The organism is Mycolicibacterium vinylchloridicum, from assembly GCF_013404075.1.
Classification (GTDB): domain Bacteria; phylum Actinomycetota; class Actinomycetes; order Mycobacteriales; family Mycobacteriaceae; genus Mycobacterium; species Mycobacterium vinylchloridicum.
Window position 1 is genome coordinate 1 of the sequence record NZ_JACBJQ010000039.1, and the last position, 12,592, is coordinate 12,592.

General features: G+C 68.4%; 5 protein-coding genes. 4 read left to right on the forward strand and 1 reads right to left on the reverse strand.

The annotated features are described in order from the left end of the window. A partial coding sequence (locus tag HPC46_RS35990; RefSeq protein WP_179474924.1) for a hypothetical protein occupies positions 1–1,733 on the forward strand: 1,733 nt, incomplete at its 5' end. A 246-nt stretch (positions 1,734–1,979) separates the two neighbouring features. Continuing rightward, entirely contained in the window at positions 1,980–3,425 is a 1,446-nt protein-coding gene (locus HPC46_RS35600; RefSeq protein ID WP_179474925.1) for a PGRS repeat-containing protein, read from the forward strand. A gap of 1 nt (position 3,426) precedes the next feature. Here the strand turns inward: HPC46_RS35600 and HPC46_RS25210 are convergent, their stop codons facing one another. Beyond that, on the reverse strand, positions 3,427–5,193 hold the full coding sequence (locus tag HPC46_RS25210) for an AMP-binding protein (RefSeq protein ID WP_179474926.1): 1,767 nt from the start codon (positions 5,191–5,193) through the stop codon (positions 3,427–3,429). A gap of 345 nt (positions 5,194–5,538) precedes the next feature. On the opposite strand from HPC46_RS25210, the gene pks2 reads away from it, so the two are divergent. Continuing rightward, positions 5,539–11,811 (forward strand): sulfolipid-1 biosynthesis phthioceranic/hydroxyphthioceranic acid synthase, encoded by a 6,273-nt coding sequence (gene pks2 / locus HPC46_RS25215; RefSeq protein WP_179474927.1) that lies wholly within the window; start codon positions 5,539–5,541, stop codon positions 11,809–11,811. Positions 11,812–11,881: 70 nt separating this feature from the next. Then, positions 11,882–12,556: a methyltransferase family protein gene (locus tag HPC46_RS25220; RefSeq protein WP_179474928.1), complete on the forward strand. Its 675-nt coding sequence runs from the start codon at positions 11,882–11,884 to the stop codon at positions 12,554–12,556. Positions 12,557–12,592 lie beyond the last annotated feature (36 nt).

Genomic DNA, 12,592 nt, shown 5'->3' on the forward strand with positions numbered 1-12,592 from the left:
GTACCGGTACCGCGGGCACGGGCAGCACGACGGCCGCCGCAGGCGGCACCGGCGGCACCGGCGGGGCCGGCGGGGCAGGCGGGGCAGGCGGCGCCGGCGGCAACGGCATCGGCGGGGTCGGCGGCGGTACCGGCGGTCAGGGCGGCGTCGGCGGTGTGGCCGGCAACGGCGGCGCGGGCGGCAACAACACCGGCACGACCAGTGGCGCCGGTGGGGTCGGTGGCAACGGCGGAATCGGCGGCAACGGCGGTGCGGCGGGTACCGCCGGCACGAACGGCGGCACCAGCGGCAGTGCGGGTGCGGCCGGCAACGGCGGCACCGGCGGTGCCGGCGGCGGCGGCGGCGCGGGTACGACCGGCGGAACGCCGGGTACGGGCGGCTCCGGCGGCGCGGCCGGCAACGGCGGCGCAGGCGGAACCGGCGGCAACGGCATCGGCGGCGTCGGCGGCGGCACCGGCGGGCAAGGCGGCGGCGGCGGCAAAGGCGGCACCGGCGGAACCGGCGGAACCGACACCACCACAGGCGACGCCGCTGCCAACGGTGGCGGCGGCGGCAAGGGCGGTACCGGCGGTACAGCCGGCGCCGGCGGTACCAACGGCGGTACCAACGGCACCGGAGGCCAAGGCGGGACCGGCGGCACCGGCGGAACCGGCGGCGCCGGAAACAACGGCACCAGCGGCGGGGCACCCACCGCTGGTAACGCCGGCGGACAGGGCGGAGCCGCGGGCGCAGGCGGCACCGGCGGAACCGGTATCGGCGGCGTCGGCGGCGGCGCGGGCGGTCAGGGCGGCGTCGGCGGCACCGGCGGTGCGGGCGGAACCGGCGGCAACAACACCGGCAACAACGGCGGGAACGGCAATGCCGGTGGCGGCGGCGGCAAGGGCGGCGTCGGCGGTGCGGCCGGTGCCGGCACCAACGGCGGCGCCAACGGCACCGGCGGCGCCGGCGGCCTCGGCGGCAACGGCGGTAACGGCGGCACGGGCGACATCGGCACCAACAGCATCACCGCTCCGGTGGTGGGTGGCAACGGTGGTACCGGCGGCAACGCCGGCGGCGGCGGCTCGGGCGGCGCCGGCATCTCGGGGGTCGGCGGCGGCACCGGCGGCACCGGCGGCACCGGCGGCACCGGCGGCACCGGCGGCAGGGGCGGTAACGGCACCGGAGCCAACACCTCCGGCGCCAAGGGCGGCACCGGTGGCACCGGCGGGTCTGGTGGCGCCGGCGGGACCGGCACCGACGGCGGGTCCGGCGGCGCCGGCGGAAATGCGAACACCGCGGGCGCCGGCGGCAACGGTGGCACCGCCAACGGCACCGGCACTGGTGGCGGCGGCGGAACAGGAGGCACCGCGGGCGTCGGCGGTACCGGCGGCAATGCCGGCGGTGGAAACGGAACGGGCGGCACCGGCGGCACCGGCGGCACCGCTGGAAAGGGCGGAACAGGCGGTGCCGGTACCGGTGCGAACGGCATCGGCGGCGCCGGCGGCAACGGTGTCGTCGGCGGCGTGGGTGGGACCGGCGGCACCGGAAGCGGCTCCGGGTCCGGTGGCATCGGTGGTACTGGCGGATCAGGTGGGGGTGGCGGCACCGGCGGATCGGGCAAGGCCGGCTCCAGCGCGGGCAAGGCCGGCGGCGCCGGCGGCACCGGTAATGCCGGCAGCGCCCCCTCCGGGGTCAACGGCGGCGGCGGCGGGACCGGCGGCACGGCGGGTACCGGGGGCGCGGGTGGCACCTGATCGCCGTTGCTCCGCCGGCTCCCGGCGGCCGGAAAAGTGCGCATATCGAACATGACCGCGTGCACCGCAAATAACCGCGTCGTCTCATTCCCAGACCGAATTTCCCGATCAGCACGACGTCAGCGGGCATAACCACCGAGATCCGGGCCCCGTCGGAAAATTGGCGATCGAGAGTTTGCCATGGCCCCGGCTCGCGCATTGCTACCATGTGGACGCTCAGAGCATTGGCGAACATGGGAGCAAACCATGGCTGCACGGCATCGCGCGGCACACCGGGCGATGCCCCGACCGCAGCGTGCCGCTGCCGACCATTACTTACAGCAGCCACCCAGCAAATTCTCATTATGGCTGGGAGCGGGTGCTCTCACCGTCGGTGTCTGCACTTCGCTGGCCGGCGCAACAGCAGTCGCCCACGCCGACTCCCCCGGCAGCGACTCCGCATCATCGAGCCACAGCGGTACCGGTCCCAAGGTAGGAAACTCCGGCCGCTCGTCGTCGAAAGCCGGCTCCAAGGCGGGGAGCACCGGCCGGTCCGACTCGAGACCGTCGACGACCGCAAAACGCACGGTCACCACGTCCTCGACCACGTCCTCGACCACGCCCGCCGCGGACGATCAGGCCTCGCCCACTCCGGCCGAGGCCACCTCCACGGATTCGGTGTCCACCGCCGCACAGGCTGGCAGTGCACGAACAGCGAAGACCGTGACGGCGGCGGATACACCGGCCACGCCGCCGAACCTGACGCTCAACGACATCATCGGTGCGATCGTCGCCTACGCCCAAAGCGGTGGGGGCACGGGAACCGTCCAGATCAGCCTCCCCGAAATCATCACCGCGCTCGTCACCAACGAATGGCTGGGCCGCCCGATCCTCGGCAACGGCGCGGACGGCACCGCGACGAACCCGGACGGACAGGCTGGCGGCTGGTTGTTGGGTAGCGGCGGTAAAGGCTATTCCTGGACCGACGCCACCTGCGTCGACAGCGGCGGGTGCGCCGGCGGCAACGGCGGAGCAGGCGGGCTGATCGGCAACGGCGGCAACGGCGGCGACGGCGCCGAGGGCGGGGCCGGCGGAGACGGCGGTGCGGCCCTACTGTTCGGCGTCGGTGGCGACGGCGGAGCCGGTGGAGCAAACCCGGCCGGGGTCGGCGGTGACGGCGGCGCGGGCGGGACCGGCGGACTGATCGGCGGGAGCGGCGGCAACGGCGGCACCGGCGGAGACGGCCAAACCGGCGGCAACGGCGGCGCAGGTGGCTCCGTGATCGGCTTCGGCTTCGGCTACTTCACCGGCTTCTACCACCCGGGAAGCGTGATCGGCGGTGCCGGCGGCGACGGCGGAATCGGCACGAACGGGGCAGGCGGCAACGGCGGAGCGGGCGGCACCGCCGATCTCTCGAGCGACCCCTTGTGGGACTACCTGTTGTCGGTAGCGAGCCTGATCCCCGGCGTCGTCTCGCCGGGTAACGCCATCGGCGGCAAGGGCGGTGCCGGCGGCGACGGCACCACCACCGGCGGCGCCGGCGGCCTGGGCGGGCTCGCCTACAACTACAGCCTCGGAAACTCCGTCGGCGGCGCCGGCGGTGACGGTGGAAACGGAACCACCGCAGGCGGTCTCGGCGCTACCGGCGGAACCGCTTGGGCGGCAAGTGGTTCGGCCACCAATGGCGCCGACGGTAGCAACGGAACGCCGTAGTTCAGCCGTCCAGGCGGGCGAACTGCTTGCGCTGATACAAGTCCACCGAGGCCTGGCGCCGGACTTTGCCACTGGTGGTGACCGGAATCGAACCCCCGCCCACCAGAACAAGATCCGCGACGGCGATGCCGTGGGTGTTCGAGATCGCGGTCGTGACATCGCGTTTGATGGCGTCGAGGTGCTGCTTGGCCTCCTCATCGGAGTCGCCGCGCTTGCGGACCTCCATCACGACGACCAGCTTCTCCACATCGTCGTCCGGAACGGCGATCGCCACACACCGGCCTTTGGTGATCTCGGTGACCGTCGCCTCGATGTCGTCAGGAGAATGGTTGCGGCCGTAGATGATCAGAAGATCCTTGATGCGGCCCACGACGAACAGCTCGCCATCGGAGACAAAGCCGACGTCGCCCGTCCTGAGCCAGGGCCCCTCCGGCGTCCCGGCCGACGGCCCGACGATGGTGGCGCCGAAGGTGCGGGCGGTCTCCTCGGGGTTTTCCCAGTAGCCGATGCTGACGTTGTCGCCATGACACCAGATCTCGCCGGTCTTCCCATCCGGAACTTCGCTGTGGGTATCGGGGTCGACGATCCGCAACAGCGGTGAACGGGTGCTGATCGGGCCGTCGTAGCTGACCAACGGCGTGCCGTCCGGACCGTCGACCCGCTTGGCCTCACCCGCGGTCAGGGCATCGGTGTCGAAGTGCACGACCTTGATCGGATCTTCCGGCCGCGGGGTCGACATGTAGAGCGTGGCCTCGGCCATGCCGTAGGAGGGCTGGATCACCGCCTCGTTCAGGTTGAAGCGGGCGAACCGGTCGGTGAAGCGCTTGATCGTCGCGGGTTGGACCCGCTCGGCGCCGCTTTGGATGGTGTGCACACCACCCAGGTCGAGGCCGGCCATGTCCTCATCGGAGGTCTTGCGCGTCGCCAGATCGAACGCGAAGTTCGGTGCGGCGGTGAACGGGCACGGATTGGTCGCCAGCAGCTGCATCCACCGCGCCGGGCGCACCAGGAACGAGGCCGGGCTCGTGAGAACCGCGCTGGTTCCCAGGACGATCGGCGAGCAAACGCCCAGGATCAATCCCAGGTCATGGAAGAACGGCAGCCACGACACGAACGTCAGGTCGGGCGGGGTCACTCCGGCATGCCGCGAGTAATCGGTGGTGATCTGCTGCAGATTGGTGAAAAGGTTTGTGTACGAGATCATCACGCCAGCCGGTGAGCGGGTCGAACCGGAGGTGTACTGCAGATACGCAGTGGCGTGCGGATTGTCGTTCTCGTACATCGCCGGAGCGCCGGGCCGGGGCGGGGCGTCCAGATCCAGCAAGTCGACCTCGATGATGGCCGGTGGTGCCTGCCCGGGCTGCGGGACGATGCTGCGGCTCACCTCGGCCACGACGGCGGATGTGGTGAGAACGGCAACGGGTGACGCGTCGCGCATCACCGAGTCGACCCGCTCGTCGGTGACCCCGCCCATCGGCACCGACAACGGAACCGGGATGACCCCGGCGTGCAGCGATCCCAGGAACGCAACGATGTATTCCAGGCTCTGCGGCGCGATGATCATGGCGCGATCGCCCGGCGACGCGGACACGCTGAGTTCACGGGCGAAATTGGCAACCCGCCGATACAACTGCGGCCACGTCAGGCTTACCGGGACGCCGGCCCAGTCCTGGTCGTAGTCCATGAAGGTGTACGCAATGTCATCCGGTTGCATGCTGGCGCGTTCGCGCAGCAGGGCAGGAATCGATGCCTCAATCGCCTGTGTCACGGCAAGCAAGCTATCAGGACCCCTCACCACGCCACTTTCGAACAGCGAAGTTAAGTGACGCCTTCGTCAGCCATCGCAGGCGGCGCAGACCCCTCGACGCGGGGTGCTGCTGCAACGCGCCTGCCAGCACTCTCCTGGAGTGCACTTACTTGTGAATCAAGCAAACTTGACCCCGCGACGATGCGTCTGCGTCAATAATCGTCTTGCCTGGGTCGGGGGAACCAAAGGTGAGTCAAGCAACGGACTGGACTGCGGCTTCGTTGCTGTTGAGGAGACGGGATGGTTTCATTCGGTGCGATCGATGATCGGCCAAGCAGCTCAAGCGCGGCGAATTCCCCAGCCCCTATGAGCTCACAATCGACCACTCCGGTCGCCGTCATCGGTATGGCATGCCGGTTACCTGGCGGTATCGAGTCCCCTGAGCAACTCTGGGAGTCACTGCTTCGGGGCGATGACCTGGTCACCGAGGTGCCGCGGGATCGCTGGGACAACGACGAGTACTACGACCCCGAGGCCAATGTGCCGGGCCGCACCGCATCGAAGTGGGGTGCGTTCCTTGACGACGTTGCCGGCTTCGATGCTGAGTTCTTCGAGATCAACGAGCGCGAGGCTGCCGCCCTCGATCCGCAGCACCGTTTGCTGTTGGAAACATCATGGGAAGCCGTCGAGCATGCCGGGCTCACTCCTGCGGCGGTGAGAGACTCACTGACCGGTGTGTTCACCGGATTAACGCACTCCGACTATCAGCTGGTATCGGCACAGAGTGACGCGATGGAGGGCCCGTACGGGTTCTCAGGCAGCACGTTCAGCATGGCTGCCGGACGAATCGCTTACACGCTCGGTCTTCACGGTCCGGCGATGGCAGTCGACACCGCATGTTCGTCTGGGCTGCTGGCAATCCACATGGGGTGCCGCAGCCTGAGCCAGGGCGAAAGCGATCTCGCGCTCGCCGGTGGCGCCTACGTGCTCCTGGACCCACGGAAGTTCATCGCGGGGACCGCGGCAGGCCACCTGTCTCCTACGGGACGCTGCCGCGCCTTCGACGTCGCGGCGGACGGCTATGTCGCTGGCGAGGCCTGCGCGATGGTGTTGCTCAAGCGCCTGCCCGATGCACTCCGGGACGGCGACCGGATCCTCGCGGTCATCCGTGGGACCGCCGCAAACCACGACGGCCATACCGTTAACACCTCAACACCGTCGGCTGGCGCGCAGGCTGCCGTGTACCGGGCCGCCCTGGCCGCCGCGGACGTCGACCCACACACCGTCGGCTTGGTCGAGGCGCACGGCCCTGGCACCCCGGTGGGTGATCCGATCGAGTACACCAGCCTCAGCGAGGTCTACGGCGTCGATGCTCCCTGCGCGCTCGGATCGGTCAAGACAAACGTCGGCCACTCGCAATCGGCGTCCGGTGTCGTCGGCCTGATCAAGACGATCCTCGCCTTGCAGAATGGTGTCGTTCCGCGCAATCTGCACTTCACCCGCCTCCCGGACGACCTGGCCAAAATTTCCACGAAACTGTTTGTGCCCGTTGAGAACACCGAGTGGCCCACCAGCGGACAACACCCGCGCCGCGCGGCAGTATCGTCGTATGGGGTGTCCGGAACCAATGTCCACGCCGTCCTGGAACAAGGCCCCGAACCCCAGGCGACGCAAAGCTCGAACCTGAGCCGCAGCGACGCGCCGGCGGCGCCACTTCTGTTCCCCATCTCGTCGACTTCGGCCGAAGAGCTGCGGCGCTCCGCCGGCCGGCTCGCCCAGTGGATACAGGCACACGACGACGTGGCGTTGTCAGATCTGGGCTATACCCTGGCCCGCCGGCGCGCGCACCGCCCGGTGCGCACCGCTGTCCATGCCAGCAGTGGGCCGGAATTGACCGCGACGCTGCTCGAGGTCGCCGGCGGCGAGACGCCGTATCCGGCGGCGCTCGCCCACGACGATCGCGGTCCCGTGTGGGTGTTCTCCGGGCAGGGTTCGCAATGGGCTCGGATGGGCGCACAGCTGCTCGAAACGGAGCCGGTTTTCGCGGCCACCGTCGCGCAGCTCGAGCCGCTGATCGCGGCCGAATCGGGGTTCTCCGTTACCGCGGCGATGACGGCACCGGAAGTGGTGAGCGGCGACGCTCAACTGCAGCCAACCGTGTTCACCGTGCAGGTCGCGCTCGCAGCCGCCCTGAAGGCCTGCGGTGCACGGCCCAGTGCCGCCATCGGATATTCGATGGGTGAGGTCGCCGCAGCCGTGGTCTCCGGTGCGCTGTCGCTCGAAGACGGGGTTCGGGTCATCTGCCGGCGGTCGCAGCTGATGTCTCGCCTCGCCGGTACCGGGATCATGGCGTCAGTGGAACTGCCTGCCAAGCAAGTGCTTTCGGAGCTGACACTCGGCGGCGTCAAGGACGTAGTCGTCGGCGTGGTCGCCTCACCGGAATCCACTGTGATCAGCGGCGCTAACCAGACCGTTCGCGAACTGATGGCGACGTGGGAAGAGCGGGACCTGATGGTCCGCCAGTCCGTCATCGATGTCGCCGCACACTCCCCTCTGGTCGAGCCGATCCTCGACGAACTCGGCCAGGCTCTCGCAGAGATCAAACCGCTTACACCGCAGATTCCGTTCTACTCGGCCACGGGGTTCGACCCGCGCGAGGAACCGGTGTGCAACGGAAAGTACTGGGTGAAGAATCTGCGCAATACGGTGCGGTTCGCCGCGGCGGCGCGTGCTGCCGTGGAGGACGGGTACCGGGTGTTCGCCGAACTCTCACCACATCCGATGCTCATCCACGCGATCGAACGGACCGCCGGCAATCTAGACGCGTCGGTCGCCACCTTCGCCGCCATGCGCCGCGAGCAGACGATGCCTCACGGGCTACGCGGCTTGGTGGCCCAATTACACAGTGCCGGAGCCGAAATCGACTTCTCCGTTCTGTATCCCGATGGGCGGCTGGTGGACGCGCCCTTGCCTACGTGGACACGCCGTCGGCTGTGGTTGGACCGCGACGGTCACGAGTCCCCGGCGCATGGCGATTTCACCGTCAGCGTGCATCCGCTCCTCGGCCCTCACGTACGCCTACCGGAGGAGCCGGAGCGCCACGTGTGGCAGGCCGAAGTCGGCACCGCAACCCAGCCCTGGCTCGCCGACCACACAGTTCGCAACGTGGCGGTACTCCCAGGTGCGGCCTACTGCGAGATGGCCCTGGCCGCGGCGCACATGGTGGTCGGGGAGGTCGTCGAGGTCCGCGACATCCGCTTCGAGCACGCGCTGCTGCTCGATGCGCAGACCTCCCTCGCTGCGTCGGCATGGCTGTCGTCCCCCGGTGTCGTCGACTTCCTCGTCGAGGCCGACGACGGCGGGCGCCAGACGCGGCAGGCCAGCGCGACCCTGCACATTGCCGCCGATCACGGACCGACCGCATATGATATCGCCGCGCTCAGGGTGGCCCATCCACACCGCACCGACGGCGACCAGGTGCGCGACAGGCTCGACCAGCTCGGCGTCCAGTACGGACCGGCGTTCCGCGGCCTGGGTGACATCCACACCAGCGACGATGCAACGGTTTTGGCCGAGGTCGCGCTGCCCCGCCAGCTCCGCATGCAACAAGGCGCTTACAGCGTGCACCCGGCATTGCTGGACGCCTGCTTCCAGGCGGTTGCCGCGAGTCCGCAGATCCAGGCCGGCGTATTGGGCCTACCGCTGGGAGTTGGCCGGATGCGCTCCTACGGACCGGCACGAAACGCCCACTACTGCCACGCCCGAGTCACCCAGATCGATTCCGCCGGGATCGAGGCCGATCTCGACGTGCTCGACAAGGACGGCACGGTCCTGCTCAGCATCCGGGGATTGCGCTGCGGTACCGGGGAATCCGAACAGGCCCAACAAGATCGGGTGCTCAGCCAGCGACTGCTGACCATCGAATGGCAGCAGTGCCAGCTGCCGGAACCATCGCACGTCGACGCCGGAACCTGGCTGCTGATCAACACGAGCCCCACTGCGGACCTACTCAGCTCGACACTGGCCGATACGCTGAAAACCCAAGGCGCTCAATGCAGCACCATGTGCTGGCCGTCGAACGCCGACCACGCCTCCAACGCCGGACATCTCGCCGAACAGCTTCGCTCCGGGAAAGTCACCGGCGTGGTGATCCTCGCCGGACCGAAGACCAACGGCAGTCATGACCAAACCCCGGTGGTGGGCCGTGAATACGTTCAGCATCTGACGCGCATCACCCGCGAGCTGGCCCAGACGTCGGGCCACATCCCTCACCTCTTCGTCGTCACCCGCGGCGCCCAGAGCGTAGTGGCCGACGACGTGGTCAATCTGGAACAAGGCGGTCTGCGCGGCCTGGTACGGGTGATCAGCGCCGAATATCCGCACCTACACGCTACCCAGATCGACGTCGACAACAGCGGCGACGCCGAAGAACTCAGCCGGCAACTGCTATGCGGATCCAAGGAAGACGAGACCGCCTGGCGCAACGGTACGTGGTACGCGGCCCGCCTGCGGCCCAGTCCGTTGCGACCCGACGAACGACAGATCATCGTCGCCGACAACGACTCCCAGGGAATGCAGCTGCGGATCCGTACACCCGGCGACCTGGAGACACTGGAACTGGTTGCCAGCGAACGTGTTACACCAGGAACAGGACAAATCGAGGTCGCTGTCGGAGTGTCGAGCATCAACTTCGCCGACGTGCTGGTCGCGATGGGACTCTTCCCCGCCATCGACGGCGGCCTGCCCGAATTGGGAATGGATTTCGCCGGCGTGGTCACGGCGGTCGGCCCCGACGTCACAGACCATTGCGTCGGTGACCGCGTCGGCGGCTTCTCGCCGAACGGATGCTGGGGCACATTCGTCAGATGTGACGCACGCCTGGCGGTCACACTTCCTCCCGAGCTGACCGATCATCAGGCAGTCGCCGTGGCGACGGCGACCGCGACCGCGTGGTACGGCCTGCACGAACAGGCCCGGATCGCGGCCGGCGACCGAGTGCTGATCCACTCCGCAACCGGCGGCGTAGGCCAGGCCGCTATCGGGGTCGCGCGAGCGGCCGGCGCCGAGATCTTCGCCACCGCCGGTAGCGAAGAACGCCGACAAATGCTGCGCGACATGGGGATCGAGCACGTCTACGACTCACGCAGCATCGCCTTTGCCGACCAGATTCGCCGTGACACCGGCGGGTACGGCGTAGACATCGTGCTCAACTCGCTGACCGGCGCTGCCCAGCGGGCCGGCTTCGAACTGCTGGCCACCGGCGGGCGGTTCGTCGAGATCGGCAAACGCGATGTCTACGGCAACACCCGCCTGGGGCTGTTCCCGTTCCGGCGGAATCTCACGTTCTACTATGTGGACCTGGCGCTGATGTCGCTGAGTCATCCTCAACGGATCGGCGACCTACTGCGAACGGTGTATCAGCTTGTAGCACAGGGCGATTTGCCACCCGCCGCGCACACTGAGTATCCGTTGGGCGACGCCGCCACAGCCATCCGGGTGATGGGTGCGGCCCAGCACACCGGCAAGCTGCTCCTCCAGATTCCGCGCAGTCAGACCAGCAGCGTCGTGGTCCCGCCGGAGCAGGCCAACACCTTCCGCCGCGACGGCGCCTACTTGGTCACCGGCGGCCTGGGCGGCTTGGGGCTGTTCCTGGCCGAGAAGATGGCCGTAGCGGGCTGCGGACGTATCGTACTGACCTCCCGCTCGCAGCCGACACTGAAGGCGCTGGAGACAATCGAACTGATCCGCGCGCTGGGTGCCGAGGTCGTCGTGCATTGCGGCGACATCGCCGATCCGGGCACCGCGCAGAAGATGGTAGACGCGGCCACCGCCACCGGGCTGCCGGTACGGGGTGTGCTTCATGCGGCGGCGGTGATCGAGGACGCCATTCTGCCCAACATCACCGACGAGCTGATCGAGCGCGACTGGGCACCAAAGGTCTACGGCGCATGGAATTTGCACAACTCCACCGCCGATCAGCCCGTGGACTGGTTCTGCTCGTTCTCGTCGGCGGCCGCGCTGGTCGGCGCTCCCGGCCAGGGCGCCTACGCCGCGGCCAACAGCTGGCTGGATGCGTTCACCCGCTGGCGGCGGACTCAGGGCCTGCCGGGCACCGCGATCGCCTGGGGGCCATGGTCTCAGATCGGGCGGGCCACGGATCTCGCCGAGAGCGCGGGCGTGGCCATCGCTCCCGACGAGGGCGCGTACGCGCTCGACACGCTGCTGCGGTACGACCGCGCGTACACCGGGTACGCGCCGACGAGTGGCAGCTCGTGGTTGACGGACTTCGCCGAGCGGACTCCGTTCGCGGAGGCATTCAACCTCGCCGGAGAAAGCCAAACCAACACAAGCAAATTGCTCGAGGAGCTCAGCGGGCTGCCAAGGGCAGAATGGCCCGCCCGGTTGCGGCACTTGATATCCGATCAGGTGAGTCTGATCCTGCGCCGCAATATCGAGCCTGACCGACCACTTGCCGAGTACGGCGTCGACTCGTTGGGCGCCCTGGAACTACGGACTCGCCTCGAAGCCGAGACCGGGGTGCGTTTGACGTCAAGCGACCTCGCGGTCGGAACCATTCGAGGTCTCGCGGAGTTGTTGTGCGAAAAGCTCGCACCGACGAGCAGCGACGCGCCAGCCTAGCCCCACATGAGTGATCACCGCTGCAGCGGCACCAGCGGCACGCGCTGCAGAACAGAGGATTGGGAGGATCGTGAACGCAGTTCTTAGAGTGGCCGCCTTGGGCTTCAGTCAGCTCGTCGCGATCGCGCTGTTGCTGTTCATCCCGGCAGGCACGTTCAACTACTGGCAGGGGTGGGCGTTCTTGGCGGTGTTCGCCCTCACGGCCTGGTTCCCGAGCATCTACCTGCAGATCACCAATCCGGTTGTCCTGCAACGGCGGATGCGCAGCGGGCCGATCGCCGAAGCACGGGCTGTACAGAAGATGGTCATGCTCGGCCTCTACGGATCACTGGTCGCGATATGCGTGGTGAGCGCCCTCGATCACCGCTTCGACTGGTCATCGGTGCCGGTGCCGCTCTGTGTGCTCGGCAATCTTCTGGCGGGCAGCGGCCTGGTCGTGACGGTGATGGTGGCCGTTCAAAACACCTATGCATCGACCACTGTCCAGGTGGAAACGGGCCAGACAGTCGTCAGCACCGGTCTTTACGGCCTGGTGCGCCATCCCATGTACACGGGCAACGTTCTGATCCTCGTTGGCCTCCCGCTTGCCCTCGGCTCCTTCTGGGCACTCGCATTCGTCATGCCCGGGGTGGCCGTGCTGGCCGCGCGAATCCACGACGAGGAGAAACTGCTCGGTGACGAATTGGCCGGATACCGCGAATACACCCAGAAGGTCCGCTCGCGCCTGATCCCGTACATGTGGTGAGGCGCCCCTACCGTGATCGGCATCGTGCAGAAAGCG

Excerpts from the sequence above, each read along its gene's own strand:
- HPC46_RS35600 (WP_179474925.1), top strand. The coding sequence starts at position 1,980 with ATGGCTGCACGGCATCGCGCGGCACACCGGGCGATGCCCCGACCGCAG.
- pks2 (WP_179474927.1), top strand. The coding sequence starts at position 5,539 with ATGAGCTCACAATCGACCACTCCGGTCGCCGTCATCGGTATGGCATGC.